This is a genomic window from Streptomyces sp. NPDC001515 (assembly GCF_053597115.1).
Genome location: NZ_JBSFHN010000003.1, coordinates 228724 through 252729 on the forward strand (window position 1 = coordinate 228724; position 24006 = coordinate 252729).

Here is a 24006-nt window from a genome sequence, read left to right on the forward strand (position 1 = left end):
CGGCAGGCGTTGGCACCTCGAGCGGGTCGGGGCGGGCTCAGCGCGTGACGGCGGTCTCGTGGTCGAGCCGCCCCAGCTTCTCGGGGTTGCGGACGGCGTAGAGGCCGGTGATGAGCCCGCCGTTCAGGCGCACGGCCAGGACGGTGTCGATCGTGCCGGCCGTCCGCAGGACGAGCGCGGGATGCCCGTTGACCTGGGCGTGACTCAGCGTCGACGCGTCGATCCGGCCGAGCACGGCGGCCACGGCGCGGGCGCCCACGACCGGTTCCAGGGCGGCGCGGACGACGCCCCCGCCATCGGTGAGCAGGACGACGTCCGGAGCGATGAGGCCGAGGAGCGCCGTGAGGTCGCCGGTCTCGACAGCCTGCCGGAACGCGGTCAGGACGGAGCGGGTCCGGTCCGGCGGGACGGTCTCGCGGGGGCGGCGGGCCGCGACATGGGCGCGGGCCCGGTGGGCGATCTGCCGGACGGTGGCGGGCCTGCGGCCGACGGCCCGCGCGATCTCCTCGTAGTCGAGGGCGAACACCTCGCGCAGGACGAAAACGGCCCGCTCGGTCGGGGCCAGGGTCTCCAGCACCAGCAGCATCGCCATGGACACGCTGTCGGCCAGCTCGATGTCCTCGGCGACGTCGGGGGCGGTGAGCAGCGGTTCGGGCAGCCAGGGGCCGACGTAGGACTCCTTGCGGCGGCGCAGTGTGCGCAGCCGGGTGAGCGCCTGACGGGTGGTGATCCGGACGAGGAAGGCGCGCGAATCGCGGACGGTGTTCTGATCGATTCCGGCCCAGCGCAGCCAGCTCTCCTGGAGGACGTCCTCGGCGTCGGCGGCGGAGCCGAGCATCTCGTAGGCGACGGTGAACAGCAGGTTGCGGTGGGCGACGAAGGCCTCGGTGGCCGGATCGGTCCCGGCGTGTCCGGCGGTCAGGTCCTCCGTCCCCGTCCCCGGCCCCGTCCCGCCGGCAGCCGTCGGACCGCTCCCCGCCGTGTCGTCGGCCGTCCGGCTGTTCCGTATCGGCTCGTGCATCGCCGTCTCCCGCCCGCTCGTGTCCCCTGTGCCTGTCACGCACGAGTCGCCGCCCGGCGCCCGTCCGTGACACCGCGTCGTAGTGGCCTTCGTCACAGTGCGGTCCTGTCACGGGGGCGGGGCGGGCGGCGACTCATGGGCATCGGAACGCGGCGCGGAGACGCCGCGCGGCACGACACCCCGTCAGAAAGGCCCGAACCCATGGACACCCTCGCACAGCCCCGGCTGAACCTGTTCGCTCACGAGACCGGCGCCCGGATCGGCAGGCGGATCCACGCCGTGAGCCAGGTGATCCAGGCGTCCTCCCTGCCCGGACCCGTCCGGGAACTGGTGCAGTTGCGGGCGAGCCAGATGAACGGCTGCGGCTTCTGCGTCGACATCCACGCCAAGGACGCGTCGGCGGCCGGGGAGAGCGCGGACCGCCTCCATCTGGTCGCCACCTGGCGCCACTCCACCGTCTTCAGCGAGGCCGAGCGGGCCGCGCTGGAACTCACCGAGGAGGGCACCCGCATCACCGACGGCCACGGCGGCGTCCCGGACGCGACCTGGGACCGCGTCCGGAAGCACTACGACGAGGAGCAGTGCATCGCGCTCGTCGCCCTGATCGCCATGATCAACGCCGCCAACCGGATCGGGGTGATCCTCGACAACCTGGGCGGCGCCTACCGTCCCGGTGACCTCGGCGCGGTCACCGGCTGAACATCGCGCGCGGCGACGGGCCGGCCCGGATGGCACCCCCGGGCCGGCCCGCCCCCGTACCTCCTGCCCCGGTCAGGCCGGTGCGAGGGCGGGGGCGGCGGCCGCCGCGCGTCCGGCCCGGCGGCCGAAGAAGGTTCCGTCGCCGAGCGAGGTGCCGCTGACATAGCCCTCGCCGTGGATTCCGGCGGCGGCCCGCCCGGCGGCGTAGAGACCGGGCACCGGCGCTCCGGAGACGTGCAGGACCTCGCCGTCGGGCGTGGTGTGCAGCCCGCCCAGGGTGAAGCCGGAGGCGCCCGTGCCGGCGGCGGCGCCCGGTTCGCCGCCCCGGTGGAAGCCGGCCCGGGGGTCGATCGCCGCGAACGGGCCGCGCAGGGGTCTGACCCAGCGGGGGTCCTTGTGGAAGTAGGGGTCCCGGCCGCGTTCCGCGTGGGTGTTGTACGTGGCGACGGCGGTCTCCAGGGCGCCCGGGGGCATGCCGAGTTCGGTCTCCAGCTCGGCCGGGGTCTCGGCGACGAAGCGCGGGACGACGCCCCAGCGCTCCCGCTCGGGGACGTCCTCGTAGCCCTCCTCGTCGACGATCACCCAGTAGGGGGCGGGCCGGGTGAGGACGGCCGCGGTGCTGTACAGACCGGGGTAGACGTCCTCGTTGATGAAGCGCCGGCCGTGGGCGTCGACGAGCATGCCCCGCACCGCCAGCGCGGGCAGGGCGGTCAGCGCGATCTCGACCGTGCCCATGCGCCGGGTGGCGGCGCCGAGCGCGGCGGCCATCCGGATGCCGCTGCCGTCGTCGAGCCCGTCGCTGACCTTGCCGTGGCCGAGGAGCGCCGGGGCGTGGGCGCGCAGCATCTCCTCGTTGTCGACGAATCCGCCGGTGGTCAGGATCACCCCGCGCCGGGCCCGGTAGGCGAGGTCTCGGCCGTGGCGGCGGGCGGTGGCGCCGACGACCCGGCCGGCGGCGTCCGTGACGAGCGCGGTGGCGCGGGTGTCGTCGTGGGAGACGGCGCCCACGCCCCGGGCGGCGTCGACGAGCTTCGCCATGACCTCCCGGCCGCCGAAGCCCGGGACGGCGGGGCGGTGGCCGCGCGGGGCGGGGCGGGCGATCTCGTTGTACGGCCAGGCGTTCTCGCCCAGCCACATCAGCCCGTCCCGGGTGGTCGGCATCCACGTCGGCGCGTCCCACAGCGTCGGTTCGAAGACCAGCCCGCGGTCGGTGAACCAGTCGAAGTGCGCGGCGCTGCCGTCGCAGTACAGGCGCAGCTTCTCCTCGTCGGCGTGCGGGCCGAGGGCGGCCCGGAGGTAGGCGAACATCTCGTCCGCGCTGTCCTCGAAGCCGCAGGCGCGCTGGACCGGGGTGCCGCCGCCGAGATACAGCTCGCCACCGGACAGGGCCGAGGAGCCGCCCGGCCCGCCGGCCCGTTCCAGGACGAGGACGTCCGCGCCGGCCGTGGCCGCCTCGAACGCGGCGGCGGCCCCGGCGCAGCCGAACCCGACGACGAGCACGTCGGTCTCGGCGTCGAAGCGGGCGATGTCCCCGGCACGCACCGGTGTCACCGGCGGGCCGGCGTTCACGCGGCCGGTCCCGGCGGGGTGAAGGCGGCCAGCGGCTCGGAGCCGGACCAGTCGTGGCCCCAGTAGCTGTCGGCGGTGATCTCCTCGGCCGTGTAGGACCGTTCGTCCACGCGCATGCCCTCGCAGCCGTACTCGACATCCCAGCCGCCGGGGGCGCGCACGTAGAACGAGACCATCTTGTCGTTCGTGTGGCGGCCGAGCGTGGAGGAGAGCGAGAAGCCGTGCTTCGCCACGTTGTCGAGGGCGCGGCCGACGGCGTCCAGGGTGTCGGCCTCGACCATGAGGTGGACGAGGCCGGGCTCCTCGCCGTGCGGGGCGGGCACCACGGCGAGGCTGTGGTGGCGTTCGTTGACGCCCATGAAGCGGACCCGGCGGGCCGGTCCGGGGGCGCCCGGTCCGCCGAGCCGCATCGCGCCGCGCGGCAGGAAGCCCAGCACCTCGGTGTAGAAGGCGACGGTCTCCTCCTGGCAGGTGGTGGGCAGGACCACGTGCCCCATGCCCTGGGCGCCGGTGACGAAGCGCTGGCCCAGCGAGGTCACCAGCGGGCTGTGGTCGAGGACCGGTGCGTAGAAGACCTCGACGCGGACCCCGGCGGGGTCGTCGAAGGCGATGGCCTCCTCGACGCCCCGGTCGTCGGCCTCCTCCGGGGTGAGCGCCTTGACGGCGGCGCCGGACGCCTCGACGGCGCGGCCGACGGCGGCGAGGGCGGCGCGGTCGCGGACCTCCCAGCCGATCGACAGCACCCGGTCGCGGTCGCCGGGCAGCAGGACGAGGCGGGAGCGGCGCTCGTCCATGCGCAGATAGAGGCCGTCGGGGTCGGGGCCGGTGCCGACGGCGAAGCCGAGGGCGTCCACGGCCAGTTCGCGCCAGCGGTCGAGGTCGCGGGACTGGACCCGGAGGTATCCGAGGCCGCGGATCTGGGTCATGGCTGTTCCTCTCTGAGGGGGGCCGGGCGGGGTCAGATCATCGAGCGCATGGGGCCCTGCGGCGGGTCGATGCCGATCTGGGTGAGCGCGGAGGCGTGGAAGACCGAGCCGGGGACGTGGATGGCGTGGGCGAGTCCGGTGTGGGCGTCGCGCCAGAAGCGCTGGATGGGGTTGTCCAGCCGCATCGCGTTGCCGCCGGACCGGGCCACGATCTCGTCGACGGCGCGGACGGCCCGCCAGGCGGCGGCGGCCTGGGTGCGGCGGCCGACGGCGCGTTCCTCGAAGGTGATCTCCCGGCCGGCCGCGACGGCGTCGTACATCCGGTCGATGTTGTCGAGCAGGGCGGCGCGGGAGGCGGCGATCTCGGCGGCGGCCTCCCCGAGGGCGTAGAGGACGTAGGGGTCGTCCCGGACGGCCTGGCCGGTGATCTGGACGCGGGTGCGCTGGTAGTCGAGGTGGTGGGCGAGGGCGCCCTCGCAGATGCCGATGACGGCGGAGGTGATGCCGAGGGGGAAGGCGGCGGAGAAGGGCAGCCGGTAGGCGGGGTTGGCGAGCCCGGACTCGGCGGCGAGGGAGCCGTCGACGACCTTGGCGTACTCGATGACGCGGTGGGCGGGCACGAACGCGTCCTTGACGATCACGTCCTTGCTGCCGGTGCCGCGCAGACCGACGACGTCCCAGGAGTCCTCGACGATCTCGTAGTCCGCGCGGGGCAGGATGACGTGCACGGACTGCGGCGGGTTGATCCGGTTGCCGTCCCGGTCGGCGAGGAAGCCGCCGAGGAAGATCCACCGGCAGTGGTCGGTGCCGGAGGAGAACTGCCAGCGGCCGTTGAAGACGTAGCCGCCGTCGACGGGCCGCAGCAGACCCATCGGCGCGTACGGGGAGGCGATCCAGGTGTCGGGGTCCTCGCCCCAGATCTCCTCCTGGACCCGGGTGTCGGCCATGGCCATCTCCCACGGGTGGACGCCGACGACCCCGGCGACCCATCCGGTCGCCCCGTCGAGGGAGGCGATCCGCATGACGGTCTCGGCGAAGGCGCGCGGGTGCAGTTCGAGGCCGCCGTACCGCTTCGGCTGGAGCATGCGGATCGCGCCGACCTCGCGCAGGATCTTCGCGGTCTGGTCGTCGAGCCGCCCCAGCGCCTCGTTGGCGGGGCCCAGCGCGCGGATCTCGTCGGCGCGCCGCTCGACGGCTTCGATGACGGGGTTGGACATGGCGGTACTCACTTCCCGGAAGAGTTCTTCTGTGCGGCGAGCGCGACGGCGATCTCGATGAGCTGGTCCTCCTGGCCGCCGACGAGCTTGCGGCGGCCGGCCTCCATCAGGATCTCGGCGCCGGAGACCCCGTAGGCGTCGGCCTGGCGGGCGGCGTGCTTGAGGAAGCTGGAGTAGACCCCGGCGTAGCCCATGGTCAGGGAGAGCCGGTCGAGCAGGCACTCGCCGTCCATGACGGGCCGGACGACGTCCTCGGCGGCGTCGATGATCTTCAGTACGTCGATGCCGGTGCGGATGCCGAGCTTCTCGGCGACGGCGGCGAAGCCCTCGACGGGGGTGTTGCCGGCGCCCGCTCCGAAGCGGCGGGTGGAGCCGTCGATCTGGGTGGCCCCGGCGCGCACGGCGAGGACCGAGTTGGCGACGCCGAGCCCCAGGTTCTCGTGGCCGTGGAAGCCGACCTGCGCGTCGGTGCCGAGTTCGGCGACGAGCGCGGCGATCCGGTCGCTGGTCTGCTCCATGACCAGGGCACCCGCGGAGTCCACGACGTACACGCACTGGCAGCCGGCGTCGGCCATGATGCGGGCCTGACGGGCCAGGGCCTCGGGCGGGCTGCTGTGCGACATCATCAGGAACCCGACGGTCTCCAGGCCGAGTTCGCGGGCGAGCCCGAAGTGCTGGACGGAGATGTCGGCCTCGGTGCAGTGGGTGGCGATCCGGCAGATCGACGCCCCGTTGGCGGCGGCCTCGCGGATGTCGTCCTGAAGGCCGAGGCCGGGCAGCATCAGGAAGGCGATCTTCGCGCGGCGGGCGGTCTTCACCGCGGCCTTGATCAGTTCCTGTTCCGGGGTGTGGCTGAAGCCGTAGTTGAAGGAGGATCCGCCGAGGCCGTCGCCGTGGGTGACCTCGATGACGGGCACGCCCGCGTCGTCGAGGGCGGCGACGATCGCGGTGACGTGGTCCACGGTGAACTGGTGCTGCTTGGCGTGCGAGCCGTCCCTCAGGGACGAGTCGGTGACACGGATGTCCAGGTCGGGGCTGAAGGGCATGACGCGTGTACTCCTCGGTGGGCGGGGGTCAGGCACCGGCGCGGCGGGCGGTGATCCGCTGGGCGAAGCCCTCGCCGACGCGGGTGGCGGCGGCGGTCATGATGTCGAGGTTCCCGGAGTACGGCGGCAGGAAGTCGCCCGCGCCTTCGACCTCGATGAACACGGCGACCCGGGCCAGTCCGCCGCTGACCGCCGTCGGCCCGTCGAACTGCGGCTCGGCGCGCAGCCGGTAGCCCGGCACGTACGCGGCGACGCGGGCGACCGTCTCGTGGACGGAGGCGGTGACGGCGTCCCGGTCGACGTCGGCGGGGACCGCACAGAAGACGGTGTCCTGCATGAGCATCGGCGGTTCGGCCGGGTTGAGGATGATGATGGCCTTGCCCTTGGCGGCGCCGCCGATCGTCTCGATGCCGCGCCCGGTGGTGAGGGTGAACTCGTCGATGTTGGCGCGGGTTCCGGGCCCGGCGGACGGGGAGGCGACGCTCGCCACGATCTCCGCGTACGGGACCTCGGTGACCGAGGAGACGGCGTGCACGATCGGGATGGTGGCCTGCCCGCCGCAGGTGATCAGCGAGACGTTCGGGGCGTCGAGGTGGTCGCCGAGGTTGACGGCGGGCACGACCGCCGGGCCGATCGCGGCCGGTGTCAGGTCGATGGCCTGGATGCCGAGGGCGGCGTAGCGGGGCGCGTTGGCCCGGTGGACGTACGCGGACGTGGCCTCGAAGACCAGGTCGGGCCGGTCGGAGCCGGAGAGCAGCGCGTCCACGCCGTCGGCGCTCGTGTGCAGGCCGTGGTCGGCGGCGCGCTTGAGGCCGGGGCTCTGCGCGTCGATGCCGATCATCCAGCGCGGCTCGATGGCCTCGGAGCGCAGGAGTTTGTACATCAGGTCGGTGCCGATGTTGCCGGATCCGACGATCGCGGCGGTCGCCATGGTCACGGTTCGAACCTCATCCGGGTCGGGTGATGGGGGTGCGGAGGCGGGGAGGGGCGGCGTCAGCCGTCGTAGGAGATGAGCAGCCGGTCGCTGACCGGGCGGGCCTGGCAGGCGAGGATCAGTCCGTCGGCGAGGTCCTGGGCGTCGAGGACGTCGTTGCGCTCCATGGCGGCCTCGCCCTCGACGAGGACGCAGGCGCAGGCGCTGCAACTGCCCTCGCGGCAGGAGTACGGGGCGTCGACGCCCGCGGCGAGGAGCACATCGAGCAGCGGGGTGTCCTTCGGCCAGTCGACGCGGTGGCGCGTTCCGTCGAGTTCGACCTCGGCGGTGCTGACCGGTGCGCCGGAGGGCGGTGCGGGGGCGCGTTCGGCGAACGGGTCGCCGGTCAGCGAGGTGAACCGCTCCACGGTGATCCGCCGCTCGGGCACGCCGAGGCCGGTGAGCGCGCCGGTGGCCAGCTCCATGAAGGGGCCGGGTCCGCAGACGAAGGCGGGGCGTGCGGTGTACGGGGCGGCCAGGCCCCGTATTCCGGCGGCGGTGGGCCGGCCCTGGACGGACTCCAGCCAGTGCACCGCGGTGAGCCGGTCGCCGTACTCCTCGGCCAGCAGCGCCAGTTCGTCGCGGAAGATGACGGACTGCTCGTCGCGGTTGGCGTAGATCAGGGTGACGTGCCCGGTCCCGGCGTGCAGAGCGGAGGTGAGGATGGACATCACGGGGGTGATGCCGCTGCCGGCGGCGAGCAGCAGGAAGTCGCCGTCGAGGGAGTCGGGGACGAAGGTCCCGGCGGGCCGCAGCACCTCCAGGGTGTCGCCCTCGGTGACGTGGTCGCAGATCCAGTGCGAGGCGTAGCCGCCTGCGGTGCGTTTGACGGTGACCTTGAGGTGGCGGTCGCGGACCGGTGAGCTGCACAGCGAGTAGCAGCGGGCGGCGCCGCCGGGGCGGTCGGAGGGCACCCGGACGGTGAGGAACTGGCCGGGTGCGTAGGCGAACGCCTCGTGCCGGCCGTCGGCGGGTTCCAGGACCAGGGAGTGCGCGTCGGCGGTCTCGCGGATCACCTCCAGGACGCGCACGGTCAGCGGTGCGGTGCTCATGACGCGCCGCCGGTGGCCGGGGCGCCGGTCGCGGTGGCGCGGGCGGCGGCGTGGCGGGCGGCGACGTAGCCGAAGACCATGGACGGGCCGATGGTGGCGCCCGGTCCGGCGTACTCGTTGGCCATCACGGAGGCGGAGGTGTTGCCGGTGGCGTACAGCCCGGCGATGGCCGTGCCGTCCTCGCGCAGCACCCGGCTGTGCTCGTCGCAGACCAGTCCGCCCTTGGTGCCGAGGTCCCCGACCTCGATGCGCACCGCGTAGTAGGGGGCCTTGTCGAGGACGTCGAGGTTGGGGTTCTTGAGCGTCGGGTCGCCGTAGTAACGGTCGTACGCGCTGTCGCCCCGGCCGAAGTCCTCGTCCTTGCCGGTGCGGGCGAAGCCGTTGAAGCGGGTGACGGTGTCGGCGAGGGCGTCCTCGGGGACGCCGATCTTCCGGGCCAGCTCGGTGATGCTGTCGGCGCGGTGGACGGTGCCGTTCTCGTAGAACGCCTTGGGGAAGGGGACGCCGGGCAGGATCTGGGCGAACGGGTAGCGGGCGCGGGCCTTGGCGTCCATGACGAACCAGGCGGGGAGGTGCCCGCCGGCGAGCTGGTCGTGGACGAAGTTGACGTACGGCGAGGACTCGTTGGTGAAGCGGCGGCCGTCGCCCGAGACGATCACGGAGGGCGGGATGCACCGTTCGGAGACCAGCGGGATGGTCGCCCCGGCCGGGTGGTGGACGGAGGGCATCCACCAGGCGTCGTCCATGAAGTCGAGGGCGGCGCCCAGTTCCCGGCCGGCGAGGATGCCGTCGCCGACGTTCTCGACGGCTCCGGCGCTGTGGACGGCGCGGCTGCCCTCGGGGAGGTAGGTCTCGCGCATCTCCCGGTTGTGCTCGAAGCCTCCGGTGGCCAGGAGCACGCCGTGCCGGGCGCCGACGCGCATGGTCCTGCCCTCGCGGGCGACGACGATGCCGGTGACGGCGCCGTGCGCGTCGGTGACGAGTTCCGTCATCGGGCTGCGCAGCCACAGCGGGATGGCGGCGTCCTTCATGGCCATGCGGAGCCGGGCGACGAGGGCCCGCCCGCCGGTGGCCATGTGGCGGCGGCGGATCAGGTTGGACGAGACGCGCCAGGCGGCGGTCAGGGAGGCGCGGCGTCCCCGCCAGGTCCGCTTGACCATGGCGAGGTCGCGGTAGTCCTTGGCGGTGATCCAGAGTCCGAGGGGGCCCTTGAGGCTGTTGGGGCGCTGGTACTTCTCGTCCTCGCCGAGCTTGCGGGTGTCGAAGGGCAGCGCCTCGACGGACCGGCCGAGCGGGCGGCCCCCGTCGTACTCGGGGTGGTAGTCGGCGTAGCCCTTGACCCAGAAGAACCGCATCCAGCGGCTCCTGCCGAGCAGTTCCATGGTGGCGGGGCCCTGGTCGACGTAGGCGTCGAGGCGGGCGGCGGGCACCCGGCCCTCGGTGAGCCGGTCCAGGTAGCGGCGGATGGACTCGCGGCTGTCGTCGTGGCCCTTGGCGCGCAGCGTGGGGTTGTTGGGGATCCAGATGCCGCCGCCGGAGATCGCGGTGGAGCCGCCGTACTTCTTGCCCTTCTCGACCACGAGGGTGGTCAGTCCGCTGTCGGCGGCGGTGAGCGCGGCGGCCATGCCGCCGCCTCCGCTGCCGACGACGACGAAGTCGAACTCCTCGTCCCAGCCCTGCCGGGCGGCGGCGCTCACGCGGCGTCCTCGCGGGTGAGGAAGGCGAGGACCGCGCTCTCCCAGGCGGCCTTCCGCTCGATCATCACCCAGTGCCCGCAGTCGGGGAACACGTGCAGTTCCGCGTCCGGGATGGTGCGCATCGGCAGGAGGGCCATGTCGAGCGGGCTGACCCGGTCGTCGCGGCCCCAGGTGAGCAGGGTCTTCGCCCGCAGGCGGTGCAGCGTCGACCAGTAGGGGGCCTCGTCGGAGGCCGCGGCGGCGGCAGCCTGGGCGGCGAAGGCCGCGCTGCCGTACATCCGGCGGGCGGCGGCCAGGGTCTCCGGGTCGGTGGCCTGGGCCCAGCGTTCCTCGATGAGTTCCTCGGTGACCAGCGAGCGGTCGTACACCATGGAGTTCAGCCAGCGCACCAGCCCTTCGCGGGAGGGGGCGTCGGTGAACTCGGTGAGCAGCCGGATGCCCTCGCCGGGGCCGGGACTGAACACATTGCGGCCGATGCCGCCGATCGTCACCAGCCGGCGGACCCGGTCGGGGTGGGCGAGGGCGAAGCGGGTGCCGACGATGCCGCCCATGGAGTTGCCGACGATGTCCACCCGCCCGAGCCCGAGCCCGTCCAGGAACCGGGTCACGGAGGCGGCGGCCGTCACCATGGGGTGCCCGTCGACGGGGTCGCTCACGCCGAAGCCGGGGAACTCCAGCACGAGGCAGCGGAAGTGCGGGGCGAACGCCGCCAGGTTGTGGCGGAAGTTGCGCCAGCCGGTGACTCCGGGGCCGGAGCCGTGGAGCAGGAGCAGGGGCGGGCCGTCCCCGGCCTCGTGGTAGCGCAGCACTCCCTGATCGGTGGCGAGTTCGCGCCTCGTGGAGTCATGACTCGGTTCGGTCATCATCCCTGCCTCGGTTGAGCTCGGTGTTCGGTGGGGTTCGGCGGCCGTGCGCCGGCCGGCCGCGCGGGCCGGGGGCGGCCCGTCGGTGGCGTGTGAACGGTTCCTGGACGGTAGCCACGGCGGCTGAGGCGGGGCGGGGGGCGTCTCGGTCAGCGGGATGTCCGCGCGGCGGCGGCGCGGGGGCGGCCGACGTGGCCCGAACGGCGGTTACGGGCACGGGGGTTCACGGCCGCGGGGCGCCGTTCCCGTTCCACTGATCGGGAACGCGGCCCCGGGCTCCGGGGCCGTGACCTAGCTTCGGCCCCCTGCCCGGCCCCGGGCATTCACCGCACCGTCCCTGGAGGCGACCTCCCATGACCGCCGAGCCCCTGTCCGCGACCGAGGCCGCCGAGGCGACCGAGCCGACCCCGCCGCGCATGCGGCGCGCCCTGGGGGACTTCGCCTCCGGGGTGACGGTGGTGACGGGCCTCGGCCCCGACGGGGTGCCGGCCGGTTTCGCGTGCCAGTCCTTCGCCTCGGTCTCCCTGGAACCGCCCCTGGTGCTGTTCTGCGCGGACCACCGCGGGCGGGCCTGGCCGAGGATCCGGGAGGCGGGACGGTTCGCCGTGAACATCCTGGCCGAGGAGCAGTCCGATCTGTGCGGACGGTTCGGTTCGAGCCGGGGCCGGAAGTTCGAGGGGCTCGACTGGGAGGTGTCCCGCTGGGGCACGCCCTCCCTGCCGGGCGTGCTGACCCGGGTGCACGCCGAGGTGGACGAGGTGCACGGGGCGGGCGACCACGATGTGGTGGTGGGCCGGGTCCTCGCCCTGGAGACGGTGACGGACCGGCCGCCGATGCTCTTCTTCCGGGGCGGCTTCGGTGTGCGCGACGCCGAGCCCCTGGTGGACACCTGGGGATGGGGCGAGCTCTGGGGCTGAGGGTCCGCGCGTGGCACCGCGTCCCGGCCGCGCCCTCGCGGGCGGGGCCGGGGCCGTGCCGTTCCTACTGCCAGTCCCCGTACTGCCCGGCGGCGAGCAGCCGGTCCATGGCCTGCGGGGACCAGGTCTCCTCCGGTACGGCCGCCGGGCGGCGCACCGCCCTGACCGGTCCGCTCTGCTCGGGGAACAGTTCCCGCGAGACCTGCCGCGCAGCGTCCACGACCAGCGGGGCGACCTTCTCCAGTGGTGACCAGGCGTCGCCCACCAGGGAGATCGCGGCGACGGGCCCCTCGGGGCCGCGCACGGCGGTGGCCACGCAGGCGATGTCCGGGAAGCACTCGCCGCGTTCGAAGGCCAGGCCGTGGCGCTGCCGGATGCGGTTGAGTTCCTGGTGCAGGGTGCCGAGGTCGGAGATGGTGCGCTGGGTGAGCCGGCCCATGAGACCGGCCGCCCGTGACTCGACGTCCTCGGGTTCCAGCCAGGCGAGCATGGCCTTGCCGAGGGCGGTGGAGTGGGCGGGGGCCCGGCCGCCGACGCGGGAGGGGACGGAGGCGGCGAAGCGCCCGCCGACCTTGTCGAGGTAGTGGACCTCCGCCCCGTCCAGGACGGCGAGGTGGACGACGAGCCCGGTGGTGATCTGGAGCTGGTGCAGCCGGGCGGCGGCGGCCTCGCGGATCCTGCTGTGCGCCCCGTCCCCGCCGCCGAGCCCGAGGGCGCGGCGGCCGAGGCCGTAGCCGAGAGCGGTGTGTTCGAGCCAGCGCAGGCGCACCAGCTGGTCGAGGATGCGGTGCGCGGTCGACCTGGGCAGCTGGGTGGACCGGGCGACTTCCTCCAGCGACAGCCGCGCGGCACGGCCCTCGAAGACGTCCATGATCAGCGTGACGCGCTCGACCATCGACGGTGGCAGTTCGCGACGGGCCAGCCCATGCGCGGGGGGAGCTTCACGGACAGCCGTCATGGCAGCCTCCAGTCACAGACTGAAATGAATTCTTGTTTTCCGGAATGTAACAGCGCCCCCCGAGGCGGGAGAAGAGCTGCGCACGGCCTGATTTCGACGCATCCGCCACCGATCCCCTCGGCCGCCCCCAGGGGGCCGACGGAAGGGTCGGTTAATAATTTTGCCCGGAGCGCAAACTTGCATAGCATGCACCTTCATGAGTGCCGACGACCCCGCCCTCGGGCTGCGTGAACGCAAGAAGCGCGCGACGCGCGACGCCCTGGCGGACATGGCGCTGCACATGGCGGCGGACCGGGGGATCGAGCACGTGACCGTGGAGGCGGTCACGGACGCGGTGGGCGTCTCGGTGCGCACGTTCTTCAACTACTTCCCGTGCCTGGACGACGCGATCACCCGCCCCGTCCAGGAGAACGCCGAGCGCACCCGCCGGGCCGTGCTCAACGCACCGGACCATCTGACGGCGCTCGAAGCGCTCAGCGAGGCGCTGGCGCAGGAGTTCGCCCAGATCGAGGCGGGGCACGAGCGCTGGGAACTGCAGATCGCGGTGCTCAAGCGGAACCCCTCGCTGCTGCCCGCCTTCCTCGCCGCCCAGGGCGCCGACGAACGCGCCCTGGTGGGCGTGGTGGCCGAACGCCTGGGCCTGGACCCGGAGACCGACCTCCAGCCCCGGCTGCTGGCGCACGTGGCGATCGCCGCCGTACGCGCCTGCGTCGAGGTCTGGGCGACCTCCGGCCGCACCCGCACCTTCCAGGGCCTGTACCGCGAAGCGTTCGCCGCGCTGGCGGCCGGACTCAGGACCTGAGGCCGCCCGAGCCCAACCGAACCATCCGCATCATCTGCACCACTCGCACCATCCGCACCACCCGTACCAACACAGAGAATGAGGAACGTCAGCCGATGACCGCTGCCGTCACACCCGAAGCCGGCACCGCCGGCGCGCCCGAGGGCGCCTCAGGCGGCATGACGCGCCGCCAGATACTCCAGGCCATGTCGGGCCTGATGGCCGGCATGTTCGTGGCCATCCTGGCCTCCACCGTGGTGTCCAACGCCCTGCCCCGGATCATCGCCGATCTGCACGGCACCCAGTCCTCGTACACCTGGGTCGTCACGGCCGAACTGCTCGCCATGACGGCGACCGTCCCGATCTGGGGCAAGCTCTCCGACCTGTACGACAAGAAGCTGCTGATCCAGCTCTCGCTGTCGATGTTCGTCGTCGGCTCGCTGGTCGCGGGCTTCTCGCACAGCGTCGGCCTGCTCATCGTCAGCCGCGTCGTGCAGGGCATCGGCGCCGGCGGTCTCACCGCCCTCGCCCAGGTCGTGATGGCGGCGATCATCCCGCCGCGCGAACTCGGCCGCTACTCCGGCATCTTCGGTGCCGTCTTCGCCGTCGGCACCGTCGCGGGCCCGCTGATCGGCGGGGTCCTCGTGGACACTTCGTGGCTGGGCTGGCGCTGGTGCTTCTTCATCGGCGTGCCGTTCGCCCTGCTCGCGATCGTGCTGCTCCAGCTGACCCTGAAGCTGCCCACGGTCCGCCGCGAGGTGAAGATCGACTATCTCGGCGCGGTCCTCATCATGAGCGGTGTCAGCTCGCTGCTGCTCTGGGTGACGCTGGCCGGCAACCGCTTCGACTGGGCCTCCTGGCAGACGGCCGCGCTGGTCGGCGCGGGCGTGGTCCTGCTGGCCCTGGCCGTCCTGGTCGAATCCCGGGTCGCGGAGCCGATCATCCCGCTGGACATCTTCCGCAACCGCACGGTGACGCTGACGACCGTGGCGAGCCTGCTCGTCGGTGTCGCCATGTTCGGCGGCACGGTGTTCCTCTCGCAGTACTTCCAGATCTCCCTGGGCAAGACGCCGACCGTCGCGGGCCTCATGAGCCTGCCGATGATCCTCGGTCTGATGGTCTCCACCACCGTCGCCGGCCAGATCATCTCCTCCCGGGGCAAGTGGAAGGGCTTCCTCATCGCGGGCGGCATCATCATGACCGCCGGTATGGGCCTGCTCTCCACGATCAGCGCCGACTCCTCGTTCGGCCTGCTCAGCATCTACATGGTCGTGCTCGGCGTCGGCGTCGGCATGCTGATGCAGAACCTGGTCCTCGCCGCGCAGAACGACGTGCCCGCCTCCGAACTCGGCGCGGCCACCTCGGTCCTGTCGTTCTTCCGCAGCCTCGGCGGCGCCATCGGTACGAGCGCGCTGGGCGCGGTCCTCGGCCACCGGGTGACCCAGGAGCTGGAGAAGGGCTTCGGCGGCGCGGCGGGCGGCGGCGGGGCCGGCCACGGCGTCCCCGACCTCAGCACGCTGCCCGAACCGGCCCGGCACGTGGTCGAGCAGGCCTACGGCGTCGCGACCGCGGACGTCTTCCTGATCGGCGCGCCGTTCGCCTTCCTCGCGCTGATCGCGGTGCTCTTCATCAAGGAGAAGCCGCTGCGCACCAAGAGCGGCATGGAGCGCCTGGCGGAGGAGAACGCGGCCGCGGCCGCCACCCCCTCGCACTGACGCCCCGCGTCACCGGAGCCCCGGTCCCTCCCGCGTCCCGCGCGGAAAGGGACCGGGGCTCCCCGTTGTCCGGCAAGGGGCGGCCGTGTCCCGTATACGAACCGGGCGCGTCACCGCCCCGCGCGGAGCGCCCCGGCCGGGGCGGGGAGCCGGGCCGCCACCTGTCATGGTGTCGCCATGACTCGACCCGCCGCAGACCGCACCGCCACGGACCGCTTCCCCCTCCAGTTCGCCCGGACCCGCCGCTTCTCGCTCGGCGTCCCCCGGCTGTTCACCGTCTCCCCCGACGGCGAGCGGGTGCTGTTCGTCCGCGGCACCTCCGGCACGGACCCGGTGAGCCGGCTCTGGCTGTACGAGGACGGGACGGAGCGCCTGCTCGCCGACCCGCTCGCCCCCGACTTCGCCGACGGGATCCCGGAGCGGGTGCCGCCCGAAGAACTGGCCCGCCGGGAACGGGCCCGGGTCACCTCCTCCGGAGTCGTCTCGTACGCCGCCGACGCGGCGGTACGGCTGGCCGTCCTCGCGCTGGGCGGCGTGCTGTGGGCCGTCCCCACCGACGGCGGGGCCCCGCGCCGCGTCACCACCGCCGGACCGGCCGTCGATCCGCGCCCCTCGCCCGACGGTTCGCTGATCGCGTACGTGAGCGGCGGGGCGCTGCGCGTCGTACGGGCGGACGGCAGCGGCGACCGGGCCCTGGCCGTACCGGAGGACGCGGACGTGACGTACGGCCTGTCCGACTACGTCTCGCAGGAGTCCATCGGCCGCGCCCGGGGCTTCTGGTGGTCCCCGCGCGGCGACGCCCTCCTGATCGCCCGGGTGGACACGTCCGGGGTCCGGCGCCGCCACCTCGCCGACCCCGCCCACCCGGAGCGCCCGCCGCGCGTGATCCCCTACCCGGCGGCGGGCACGCCGAACGCGACGGTGTCCCTGCACGTGGTGCGGGTGTCCGGCGAACGGACCGACGTCAGGCTGCCCGAGGCGGCGGGCGCGGACCACCCCGGCGGGGAGTGGACCGATCCGGCCTTCGAGTACGTGGTGGCGGCGGACTGGGACGCACGGGGGCCGCTGGTCCGCGTGCAGACGCGGGACCAGCGCTCGGTGCACGTCCTGGCGGTGGACGAGGACGCGGGCACGGTCCGCACCCTGCACCGGGAGCACGATCCCGCCTGGGTCGCGCTGCGCCCCGGCACCCCGCTGCGGCTGCCCTCCGGGGCGCTCGTCGTCCCCGCCCGGCCGGGCGGGGACAGCCAGGGACTGGACATCGGCGGGGCCATGACACCGCCGGGACTGGAGGTGCGCGAGGTGCTCGGCGCGGCGGACGGCCGGGTGTTCTTCACCGCGAGCAGCGAGCCGACCGAGATCCACGTCTGGGCGCACCGTCCCGGGGACCCGGGCGGCGGATTCGTCCGGGTCAGCGAGGCGCCCGGGGTGCACACGGCCGCGCTCGGCGGCCCGGCCGTGGTCCTCGACAGCCGGACGCCCGGGGGCCACCGCGTGACCGTCCTGCGCGGCGGCCGCCCGGTGGGCACCATCGCCGTGCTCGCGGAGGAACCCCTCGTCGCCCCGGCACCGCTCGCCCTGAGCCTCGGCCGGCGCGCGCTGCGCAGCCACCTCCATCTGCCGTCCTGGCACCGGCCGCAGGACGGTCCGCTGCCGGTGCTCCTCAGCCCGTACGCCGGGCACGGGACGCAGCTCGTCCTGAAGGCGCCGGGCTGGCCGGGGGCGGTCGCCCAGTGGTTCGCCGAGCAGGGCTTCGCGGTGCTGGTCACGGACGGGCGCGGCACCCCGGGGCGCGGGGACGCCTGGGAGAAGTCGGTGCACGGCGACCGGCTGACGGCGGTGCTGGAGGACCAGATCGACGCCCTGCGCACGGCGGCCGCGGACCGCCCCGAACTGGACCTGGGCCGGGTGGCGATGCGCGGCTGGTCCTTCAGCGGCTATCTGGCGGCCGCGGCCGTGCTGCGGCACCCGGACGTCTTCCACGCCGCGGTGGCCGGCGCGGCACCGGCCGACCGGCGGCTCTACGACACCCATTGGGAGGAACGGTTCCTGGGCCACCCCGACGTACGGCCGGACGTCTACGACCGCAACTCGCTGCTCGACGAGGCCGCGGCCCTGACCCGGCCGCTCATGCTCGTCCACGGTCTTGCCGATGACAATGTGGCCGCGGCCCACATGCTGCGGTTCTCCGCGGCACTGCTCGCGGCGGGCAGGCCGCACACCGTCCTGCCGCTCTCGGGCGCCGGTCACCTCGTTGCCCGGGAACGCACCGCGAGCGGACTCCTGCTGCTGGAGCGGGACTTCCTCAGGGAGTCCCTGGGACGTCGAGCGGAAAGCGAACCGGAATGAGCACAGCACGGAACCCCGAGGCGGCGGTCGGCCGCCGGAAGGTCGTCACGGCGGCCGGAGCCGTCTCCGTCACCGCCCTGCTGACCGCCTGCGGCGGCGCGCCGCAGGCGGCGGGACCCGGATCGGGGGCGGGAGCCGGGTCCGGATCGGGCGCCGGAGCCGGTGCGGGGGCCGGGTCAGGAGCGGGAACCGCCGCCCTGGGGCGGGCCGGCGGCACGGGCAACGGATCCGCAATCGGAACCGGAGACGGAACGGGGAGCACGGTTCTCGCGAAGACCTCGGAGATCCCGGAGGGCGGCGGCAAGGTCTTCGACGAGCAGAAGGTCGTGGTGACCCAGCCCGCGCCCGGCACGTTCAAGGCGTTCTCCGCCACCTGTACGCACATGGGGTGCACGGTGGCCGACGTCTCGGACGGCACCATCAACTGCCCCTGCCACGGCAGCAGGTTCGACATGACGACCGGCGGGGTCGCGAACGGTCCGGCCACCGAGCCGCTGCCGCCCACCGCGATCACGGTCCGGGACGGTGCGATCAGCCTCGCCCCGTAGTCCTGCCGCCCGTGGCCCGCCCGCCCGTGCCGTTCGTCGCCGCCCGGCGTCCCGTTCCGCGCAGCCAGCAGGACACCAGGTCGTCGGTGGTGGTCACGGTGGCGACCAGGGCGAGCGTGTTGCGGATCATCGCGGGGGTGTAGTCGGCCGGCACCCCCGCGATCGCGTCGGACGGCACCACGGCGGTGTAGCCGAGGTTCACCGCGTCGAAGACGGCGTTGGGGATCGCCACGTTGGCCGAGACGCCGGTGACGACGAGGGTGGCGCAGCCGAGGTTGCGGAGCAGCGCGTCCACGTCTGTCCCCGCGATCGGCGACAGTCCGTGCAGCCGCCGGACGACCAGGTCCTCGTCGGCCACCTCGATCGGTGCGGCGATCCGGACGGCGGTGCTGCCGGTGTGCTGCTGGACGGGAAGGCGGCCGGCGGCGCGGAAGAGGCGGGCGTTGCGGTTGGCGCCCCGGCCGTCGGGGCGGCGCTCGGCCACCGCGTGGATCACCTGGACGTTCGCCTCGTGCGCGGCGGCGACCAGGCGCGCGACGTTGCCGAGGGCCCCGGAGGAGCGGGCCTCCCCGGCCAGTTCGGGCAGTGCGCTCTCGGGTCCCACCACACCCCGCTGGCACTCCACCGTCAGCAGCACGGTGGAGGCGGGATCGACCTGTTCCGCCAGTTGTTCCCTGGACGCCACGGCTGCCCCTCTCGATGTCGGGCCGGGCGCGCGAGGCTAACGGCCATTGCGCGACGAAGGAAGAGCCCTCATGATTCCTGACACATAGTCAGGTGTTCTTCGGCAACGGGAGGGACCAGCCATGACCGTCACTCAACGACGGGGCCGCCGGGTCATGATGACGGACGAGGAGCGCGACGCCTACCTCGCCGCCCAGCGCACCTGCCGGGTCGCCACGGTCGGCGCGAACGGCCGCCCGCACGTCGGCGCGCTCTGGTTCTGCTGGGACGGGTCCTCGCTCTGGCTCTACTCCATCACCCGCAGCCTGCGCTGGTCCCAGCTGCGGCACGATCCGGCGCTGGCGGTGGTCGTGGACGACGGTGTGGAGTACGGGGAGCTGCGCGGCGTGGAGCTCTCGGGCGACGCGGTCTTCGTCGGCGAGGCCCCCCGCACCGGCGAACCCTGCCCCGAACTCGACGTGCCGGAGCGCATGTTCGCCGCGAAGTACTTCGGCATGGAGCGGATGCCCCACGACGGACGCCACGCCTGGCTGAGGCTGACACCGGACGCGATCACCTCCTGGGACTTCGGCAAGATGACACCGCCGACCACCGGCTGACCGGCCGACCCGCTGCGACTCCCCCGGCCCCCGGCCTACCCCAGCGGGTCGTTCAGCTCGGCTCCCGCACGCCGCAGCGCCTCGACGGCCGCCCGGATCGAGGGGCGCCGGTCGGCGTCCGCCCGCCACACCGCGTGCACATGACGGCGCATCCGCTGCCGTACGGGCACCATCCGCACCCCGTCCGGCACGGGCCCCCGCCCCAGCCGGGGCGTCACGCAGACGCCCATGCCCGCGGCGATGAGGGCGAGTTGCGTGTGGTGCTCGCCGGCGAGATGGGCGATGCGCGGCTCGATGCCCTTCGAGCGCAGCGTGAACACCAGCCAGTCGTGGCAGAACTCGCCCTCGGGCCACGACACCCAGTCGTCCTCCGCGAACTCCTCCAGACCGACCTCGTCGCGTCCGGCCAGCGGGTGGTCGGCCGGCATCGCGATGTCCGGGGCGTCGTCGAGCAGTTCGGCACGGGCCAGCCCGCCGGGCACGGGCAGGCGCTTGTTGCTCCAGTCCAGCACCACGGCCAGATCGATGTCCCCCCGGAACACCCCCTCGATCCCCGCCTCGGGCTCCACCTCCAGGGTCCGTACCCGCAGGTCCGGATGGTCGGCGCGCAGGGCGAGCAGCGCCGAGGGAAACAGCCCGCGGGCCGCCGTGGGGAAGGCGCCGAGCCGGATCTCCCCGACGACCTGGCCGCGCTGGGCCTCGATGTCGGACTGGGCCAGCTCCACCTGGGCCAGGATCCGGGCCGCGTGGTCGGCCAGCAGCCGGCCCGCGTCGGTGAGCCGGACCCCCCGGCCGCTGCGGGCCAGCAACTGCTGGCCGACCTCCCGCTCCAGCTTCGCCATCTGCTGCGAGACGGCCGAGGTGGTGACGTGCAGCCCCTCGGCCGCGCCGCTGACCGAGCCGAGCCGGGCGAGCGCGTCCAGCGTCCGCAGACGCTCCAGGTTCAACATGTAAGCGATGCTACGCGAAACACCCCACAAGATCTCACTTGTGCTACGAGATAATCGTGCCCCATCGTGGTAGCCATGAGCGCACCGGCGGCCCCGAGCCCGCACCCGACCACTACCGCCCCGACGGCTCCCCCGGCTGCCCCGGCCACCCCCGGGGCACCCCGCCGCCCCGCGGTGGACTGGCGGCTGCGCTTCGCCGCGCTCTCCCTGATCTGGGGCTTCAGTTTCCTCCTCATCAAGGTCGGAACGGACGGGTACGCCCCCTTCCAGGTCACCCTGGGCCGGCTCCTGTCGGGTACGGCGGTCCTGGCCGCCACCATGGCGGTGAAGCGCGAACGCCTGCCGCGCACCGCCCGCACCTGGGGCCATCTGGCGGTCGCCGCCTTCCTCCTCAACGCGCTCCCGTTCTCCCTCTTCGCGTACGCGGAGCTGACCATCCCCTCGACGCTGGCCGGCATCTGCAACGCCACCTCCCCGCTCTGGGGCATGGCCCTGTCCCTCGTCGCCCTCTCCGAGGACCGGCCCACCCGGCGCCGCGTGGCCGGACTGGGCCTCGGCTTCCTCGGCGTGCTCACCGTGCTCGGCGCCTGGCAGGGCTTCTCCGGCCTGGACTTCCGCGGGACGGCGATGGCCCTCCTGGCCTCCCTCAGCTACCCGATCGGCTGGATCTACGTCCGCCGCACGCTCGCGGGCACGGGCGCCTCGACCCTCGCGCTGACCGGCAGCCAGCTCTTCCTCGGCACCGTGCAACTGGCCCTGGTGACCCCCCTCTTCACCTCCGCCCCCAGCGCGTTCCCCCTCTGGCCGACCCTCTCCGTCATCGCCCTCGGCGCCCTCGGCACCGGCCTCGCCGTCCTCCTCCAGTACGGCCTGGTCACCGAGGTCGGCCCCACGACCGCCCAGATGGTCACCTACTTCATCCCCGTCATCGCCACCGCCGCCGGCGTCGCCGTACTCGGCGAACACCTCAGCTGGAACACCCCCGTCGGCGCCCTCGTCGTCCTCGCGGGCGCCGCCCTCACCCAGAGCCGCCCCCGCGCCACGACCGGCACGTGACCCCCGGACCGTCGCCGGCTCAGAACCCGGCCATGGACTTGTCCAGCACCCCGCCCACCGCACCGTAGAACTGCACCGGACCGAATGCCTCGCTCTGCGGCACACACGCATCCCGCGGCGACCGACAGAAGGTCTTCCAGCCGCAGGCCGCCCACTCCACCGCCTCCCCGCGAGGAACCCCATGCCTTCGGGCACCGCCCGGACCACGAACCCGCCGCCCCGCCGGAATCCGGCCCCCGCTCCGTTCACCCGTAACTCAACGGCTTCACCGGCCCCACCGCCTCCGCCACCGCGTCCGCGAGCGGGGTGAGGTCGGCCTCCGTGAGGGTGGAGACGGTGAGGCGGATGCCCTGGGAGGAGGAGAGGCGGAAGCGGGCGCCCGGGGCGGCGGCCCAGCCGGCGTGGAGGAGGCGGGCGATGGCGCCGGTCTCGTCGGTGACGGGGACCCAGACGTTCATGCCGCTGCGGCCGTGGGCCTCGACACCCCGGGCGGCGAGGGCGCGGACGAGGGGGTCGCGGCGGCGGCCGTAGGCGCGGGCGACCTCGGCCGGGTCGACGGCGCCCGTGGTCCAGAGGTGGACCAGCACCCCCTGGAGGAGCCGGCTGACCCAGCCGGGCCCGAGCCGCTGCCTGCCGGACACGCGGTCGGTGGTGACCGGGTCCCCGGTGAGCACGGCGACCCGCAGGTCCGGGCCGTACGCCTTGGCCGTCGACCGGACGAACGCCCAGCGGTCGGTCGCGCCGGCCAGGGGGTGGACCGGCTGGTCGACGATCGCGTGGCCGTGGTCGTCCTCGATCAGGAGGACGCCGCGGTGCCCGGCGAACACCGCCCGGAGTTCGGTGGCGCGTCCCGCGCCGATCGCCGCCCCCGTCGGGTTCTGCGCACGGTCGGTGACCACGGCCGCCCGCGCACCCGATCTCAGCGCCGCGTCCAGCGCGTCCGGCACCGGGCCGTCGTCGTCGACCGCGACCGGCACGGGACGCAGGCCCAGCGCCGGGACGAGATCGAGCAGCCCGCCCCAGCCCGGGTCCTCGACGGCGACCGCGTCGCCGGGGCGCAGATGGGCGACGAGCACGCGCTCGATGGCGTCCAGCGACCCCGAGGTGACGACCATCTGCCCGGCCGGAACCCCGTCGGCGACGAACGCCGCGCGGGCCAGGTCAGCGAACTCCGGGACCACCGCGGGCTGCGCGTACATCCCGGGCTCGCGCGCGTACGCCTCCGCCACCACCGCGAAGGCCTCCCCCAGCGGTGGCAATAGCGTCGCGTCGGGATTGCCGTCGCCCAGGTCCCGCACCCCCGGCGGCGCCTCGACCCGCAGGGAACCGCGCGCCGTGCTCGCCGGGCGCGGGCGCACCCGGCTGCCCCGGCGCCCGTCGGTCTCGATCACCCCACGCTCCCGCAGGGTCCGGTACGCCGCCGCGACCGTATTCGGATTCACCTCCAGCTGACGGGCCAACTCCCGCATGGGAGGCAGCAGTTGTCCGGGGGCCAGCTCTCCCGAGCCGACCGCCCGCTCCACGCTCGCGGCGATGTCCGATGCACGCCGCCCACTGATCCGATACTCTCCTAGCACAAAGCCAAGTATGCACTAGAGCAATGGAGGACGCAATGCCGGAGACCGCTCCCCAGCAGACCACGGCCCCGGACCCGGCGGCGGCCTACGCGCCGACCGGGCGCACGGTTCCGACCCGGTCGCGCGAGCGGGCCTCGTACGACCGGGAGCAGGTCCACTCGATACTCGACGCCGCCTACGTGTGCCACCTCGGCTTCGTGCGGGACGGGGCCCCCGTCGTGCTGCCCACGCTGTTCGGGCGGGTCGGTGAGCGCCTCTACGTCCACGGTTCGACCGGCTCCCGCCCGTTGCACGCGGCGGGCGGCAGCGACGAGGGACTCGCCGTGTGCCTGACGGTGACACATGTCGACGGGATCGTGCTGGCCCGCTCCGCCTTCCACCACTCGCTCAACTACCGCTCCGTCGTGGTCCACGGCATCGCCCGCACGGTGAGCGACCCCGAGGAGCGGCACACCGCCCTGGACGCGATCGTCGACCAGGTCGTGCCCGGCCGGTCGCGGGACGCGCGGCCCGCCGACGCGAAGGAGCTGGCGGCCACGGCCGTGCTCCGGCTCGATCTGCGGGAGGTCTCCGCGAAGATCCGCACCGGCGGCCCGAACGACGACGCACGCGACCTCCGGCTGCCCCACTGGGCCGGTGTCGTCCCGCTGGTCCACGGCCACGGCACCCCGGTGCCCGCCGCCGATCTCGACGCCTCGATTCCCGTACCGGACTATCTGCGCGCTCCCTGAACGGTCCCGGGGCGGCGGGGCGCGGGCGCGCCCCCCCCCCCCGCCGGGCCGGGCCCCCCCGCTCGGCGCCCCCCCCCG

The 24006-nt window shown here is 73.8% G+C and carries 22 protein-coding genes; 9 read left to right on the forward strand and 13 right to left on the reverse strand.

Annotated features, from left to right (window positions below; all coding sequences use genetic code 11):
• Window positions 1–37: 37 nt before the first annotated feature.
• The gene (locus ACWCXC_RS06160; protein ID WP_450684720.1) at window positions 38–1021 is read right to left on the reverse strand and encodes an RNA polymerase sigma-70 factor; all 984 of its coding nucleotides are present in this window, start codon (window positions 1019–1021) and stop codon (window positions 38–40) included.
• 201 nt (window positions 1022–1222) lie between these two features.
• Here ACWCXC_RS06160 and ACWCXC_RS06165 point away from each other — a divergent pair, with 201 nt between their 5' ends.
• Window positions 1223–1720, forward strand: a complete 498-nt coding sequence (locus ACWCXC_RS06165) for a carboxymuconolactone decarboxylase family protein (protein WP_450684721.1) — start codon at window positions 1223–1225, stop codon at window positions 1718–1720.
• A gap of 72 nt (window positions 1721–1792) precedes the next feature.
• On the opposite strand, the gene ACWCXC_RS06170 is transcribed toward ACWCXC_RS06165, so the two are convergent.
• From ACWCXC_RS06170 to ACWCXC_RS06205, 8 genes are all read right to left on the reverse strand, one after another.
• Entirely contained in the window at window positions 1793–3289 is a 1497-nt protein-coding gene (locus ACWCXC_RS06170) for an FAD-dependent oxidoreductase (RefSeq protein WP_450886929.1), read from the reverse strand.
• Window positions 3286–4215: a VOC family protein gene (locus tag ACWCXC_RS06175; protein WP_450886931.1), complete on the reverse strand. Its 930-nt coding sequence runs from the start codon at window positions 4213–4215 to the stop codon at window positions 3286–3288. Before ACWCXC_RS06175 ends, ACWCXC_RS06170 begins: the two co-directional genes overlap by 4 nt.
• A gap of 32 nt (window positions 4216–4247) precedes the next feature.
• Complete coding sequence (locus tag ACWCXC_RS06180; protein ID WP_450684724.1) at window positions 4248–5432, reverse strand: acyl-CoA dehydrogenase family protein; 1185 nt, start codon at window positions 5430–5432, stop codon at window positions 4248–4250.
• A gap of 8 nt (window positions 5433–5440) precedes the next feature.
• The gene (gene dmpG / locus ACWCXC_RS06185) at window positions 5441–6478 is read right to left on the reverse strand and encodes a 4-hydroxy-2-oxovalerate aldolase (RefSeq protein WP_450684725.1); all 1038 of its coding nucleotides are present in this window, start codon (window positions 6476–6478) and stop codon (window positions 5441–5443) included.
• 28 nt (window positions 6479–6506) lie between these two features.
• Window positions 6507–7409, reverse strand: coding sequence for an acetaldehyde dehydrogenase (acetylating) (locus tag ACWCXC_RS06190; protein ID WP_450684757.1), 903 nt, complete (start codon window positions 7407–7409; stop codon window positions 6507–6509).
• A gap of 62 nt (window positions 7410–7471) precedes the next feature.
• Window positions 7472–8503, reverse strand: a complete 1032-nt coding sequence (locus tag ACWCXC_RS06195; RefSeq protein ID WP_450684726.1) for a 2Fe-2S iron-sulfur cluster-binding protein — start codon at window positions 8501–8503, stop codon at window positions 7472–7474.
• Window positions 8500–10200 carry an FAD-binding protein gene (locus ACWCXC_RS06200; RefSeq protein ID WP_450684727.1) on the reverse strand — a complete coding sequence of 567 codons (1701 nt, stop codon included), beginning with the start codon at window positions 10198–10200 and terminating at the stop codon, window positions 8500–8502. The genes ACWCXC_RS06195 and ACWCXC_RS06200 overlap by 4 nt, the downstream gene beginning before the upstream one ends.
• On the reverse strand, window positions 10197–11063 hold the full coding sequence (locus ACWCXC_RS06205) for an alpha/beta fold hydrolase (protein ID WP_450886935.1): 867 nt from the start codon (window positions 11061–11063) through the stop codon (window positions 10197–10199). Before ACWCXC_RS06205 ends, ACWCXC_RS06200 begins: the two co-directional genes overlap by 4 nt.
• Before the next feature lie 353 nt (window positions 11064–11416).
• Here ACWCXC_RS06205 and ACWCXC_RS06210 point away from each other — a divergent pair, with 353 nt between their 5' ends.
• Window positions 11417–11980 (forward strand): flavin reductase family protein, encoded by a 564-nt coding sequence (locus tag ACWCXC_RS06210; protein ID WP_450684729.1) that lies wholly within the window; start codon window positions 11417–11419, stop codon window positions 11978–11980.
• A gap of 64 nt (window positions 11981–12044) precedes the next feature.
• On the opposite strand, the gene ACWCXC_RS06215 is transcribed toward ACWCXC_RS06210, so the two are convergent.
• A complete protein-coding gene (locus tag ACWCXC_RS06215) occupies window positions 12045–12875 on the reverse strand; it encodes an IclR family transcriptional regulator (RefSeq protein WP_450684758.1) in 831 nt (276 codons plus the stop codon).
• A 259-nt stretch (window positions 12876–13134) separates the two neighbouring features.
• On the opposite strand from ACWCXC_RS06215, the gene ACWCXC_RS06220 reads away from it, so the two are divergent.
• The 4 genes from ACWCXC_RS06220 (at window position 13135) to ACWCXC_RS06235 (ending at window position 18331) form a co-directional block, all read left to right on the forward strand.
• Window positions 13135–13740 carry an acyl-CoA-like ligand-binding transcription factor gene (locus ACWCXC_RS06220; protein WP_450684730.1) on the forward strand — a complete coding sequence of 202 codons (606 nt, stop codon included), beginning with the start codon at window positions 13135–13137 and terminating at the stop codon, window positions 13738–13740.
• Between the two features lie 95 nt (window positions 13741–13835).
• Window positions 13836–15434: an MDR family MFS transporter gene (locus ACWCXC_RS06225; RefSeq protein ID WP_450886938.1), complete on the forward strand. Its 1599-nt coding sequence runs from the start codon at window positions 13836–13838 to the stop codon at window positions 15432–15434.
• A 177-nt stretch (window positions 15435–15611) separates the two neighbouring features.
• Window positions 15612–17783, forward strand: coding sequence for a prolyl oligopeptidase family serine peptidase (locus ACWCXC_RS06230; protein ID WP_450886940.1), 2172 nt, complete (start codon window positions 15612–15614; stop codon window positions 17781–17783).
• Window positions 17780–18331 carry a Rieske (2Fe-2S) protein gene (locus ACWCXC_RS06235; RefSeq protein ID WP_450886942.1) on the forward strand — a complete coding sequence of 184 codons (552 nt, stop codon included), beginning with the start codon at window positions 17780–17782 and terminating at the stop codon, window positions 18329–18331. The genes ACWCXC_RS06230 and ACWCXC_RS06235 overlap by 4 nt, the downstream gene beginning before the upstream one ends.
• On the opposite strand, the gene ACWCXC_RS06240 is transcribed toward ACWCXC_RS06235, so the two are convergent.
• Entirely contained in the window at window positions 18315–19016 is a 702-nt protein-coding gene (locus ACWCXC_RS06240) for a cysteine hydrolase (RefSeq protein ID WP_450684734.1), read from the reverse strand. The genes ACWCXC_RS06235 and ACWCXC_RS06240 overlap by 17 nt on opposite strands.
• 121 nt (window positions 19017–19137) lie before the next feature.
• Here ACWCXC_RS06240 and ACWCXC_RS06245 point away from each other — a divergent pair, with 121 nt between their 5' ends.
• Window positions 19138–19614, forward strand: a complete 477-nt coding sequence (locus ACWCXC_RS06245) for a pyridoxamine 5'-phosphate oxidase family protein (protein WP_450684735.1) — start codon at window positions 19138–19140, stop codon at window positions 19612–19614.
• A 35-nt stretch (window positions 19615–19649) separates the two neighbouring features.
• Here the strand turns inward: ACWCXC_RS06245 and ACWCXC_RS06250 are convergent, their stop codons facing one another.
• Entirely contained in the window at window positions 19650–20564 is a 915-nt protein-coding gene (locus ACWCXC_RS06250; protein ID WP_450684736.1) for a LysR family transcriptional regulator, read from the reverse strand.
• A 75-nt stretch (window positions 20565–20639) separates the two neighbouring features.
• Between ACWCXC_RS06250 and ACWCXC_RS06255 the strand changes: the two genes are divergently transcribed.
• On the forward strand, window positions 20640–21620 hold the full coding sequence (locus ACWCXC_RS06255; RefSeq protein WP_450886945.1) for a DMT family transporter: 981 nt from the start codon (window positions 20640–20642) through the stop codon (window positions 21618–21620).
• A gap of 245 nt (window positions 21621–21865) precedes the next feature.
• Here ACWCXC_RS06255 and ACWCXC_RS06260 read toward each other — a convergent pair whose 3' ends face one another.
• Window positions 21866–23197 (reverse strand): aminotransferase class I/II-fold pyridoxal phosphate-dependent enzyme, encoded by a 1332-nt coding sequence (locus tag ACWCXC_RS06260; RefSeq protein WP_450886947.1) that lies wholly within the window; start codon window positions 23195–23197, stop codon window positions 21866–21868.
• Window positions 23198–23232: 35 nt separating this feature from the next.
• On the opposite strand from ACWCXC_RS06260, the gene ACWCXC_RS06265 reads away from it, so the two are divergent.
• Window positions 23233–23928 (forward strand): pyridoxamine 5'-phosphate oxidase family protein, encoded by a 696-nt coding sequence (locus tag ACWCXC_RS06265; protein ID WP_450886949.1) that lies wholly within the window; start codon window positions 23233–23235, stop codon window positions 23926–23928.
• The last annotated feature ends 78 nt before the right edge of the window (window positions 23929–24006 follow it).

Bases quoted from the DNA above. Each gene is read 5' to 3' on its own strand.
- ACWCXC_RS06160 (WP_450684720.1), bottom strand. From the start codon at position 1,021: ATGCACGAGCCGATACGGAACAGCCGGACGGCCGACGACACGGCGGGG.
- ACWCXC_RS06165 (WP_450684721.1), top strand. From the start codon at position 1,223: ATGGACACCCTCGCACAGCCCCGGCTGAACCTGTTCGCTCACGAGACC.
- ACWCXC_RS06175 (WP_450886931.1), bottom strand. From the start codon at position 4,215: ATGACCCAGATCCGCGGCCTCGGATACCTCCGGGTCCAGTCCCGCGAC.
- ACWCXC_RS06180 (WP_450684724.1), bottom strand. From the start codon at position 5,432: ATGTCCAACCCCGTCATCGAAGCCGTCGAGCGGCGCGCCGACGAGATC.
- dmpG (WP_450684725.1), bottom strand. From the start codon at position 6,478: ATGCCCTTCAGCCCCGACCTGGACATCCGTGTCACCGACTCGTCCCTG.
- ACWCXC_RS06190 (WP_450684757.1), bottom strand. From the start codon at position 7,409: ATGGCGACCGCCGCGATCGTCGGATCCGGCAACATCGGCACCGACCTG.
- ACWCXC_RS06195 (WP_450684726.1), bottom strand. From the start codon at position 8,503: ATGAGCACCGCACCGCTGACCGTGCGCGTCCTGGAGGTGATCCGCGAG.
- ACWCXC_RS06205 (WP_450886935.1), bottom strand. From the start codon at position 11,063: ATGACCGAACCGAGTCATGACTCCACGAGGCGCGAACTCGCCACCGAT.
- ACWCXC_RS06210 (WP_450684729.1), top strand. From the start codon at position 11,417: ATGACCGCCGAGCCCCTGTCCGCGACCGAGGCCGCCGAGGCGACCGAG.
- ACWCXC_RS06215 (WP_450684758.1), bottom strand. From the start codon at position 12,875: ATGGTCGAGCGCGTCACGCTGATCATGGACGTCTTCGAGGGCCGTGCC.
- ACWCXC_RS06220 (WP_450684730.1), top strand. From the start codon at position 13,135: ATGAGTGCCGACGACCCCGCCCTCGGGCTGCGTGAACGCAAGAAGCGC.
- ACWCXC_RS06225 (WP_450886938.1), top strand. From the start codon at position 13,836: ATGACCGCTGCCGTCACACCCGAAGCCGGCACCGCCGGCGCGCCCGAG.
- ACWCXC_RS06230 (WP_450886940.1), top strand. From the start codon at position 15,612: ATGACTCGACCCGCCGCAGACCGCACCGCCACGGACCGCTTCCCCCTC.
- ACWCXC_RS06235 (WP_450886942.1), top strand. From the start codon at position 17,780: ATGAGCACAGCACGGAACCCCGAGGCGGCGGTCGGCCGCCGGAAGGTC.
- ACWCXC_RS06245 (WP_450684735.1), top strand. From the start codon at position 19,138: ATGACCGTCACTCAACGACGGGGCCGCCGGGTCATGATGACGGACGAG.
- ACWCXC_RS06250 (WP_450684736.1), bottom strand. From the start codon at position 20,564: ATGTTGAACCTGGAGCGTCTGCGGACGCTGGACGCGCTCGCCCGGCTC.
- ACWCXC_RS06255 (WP_450886945.1), top strand. From the start codon at position 20,640: ATGAGCGCACCGGCGGCCCCGAGCCCGCACCCGACCACTACCGCCCCG.
- ACWCXC_RS06265 (WP_450886949.1), top strand. From the start codon at position 23,233: ATGCCGGAGACCGCTCCCCAGCAGACCACGGCCCCGGACCCGGCGGCG.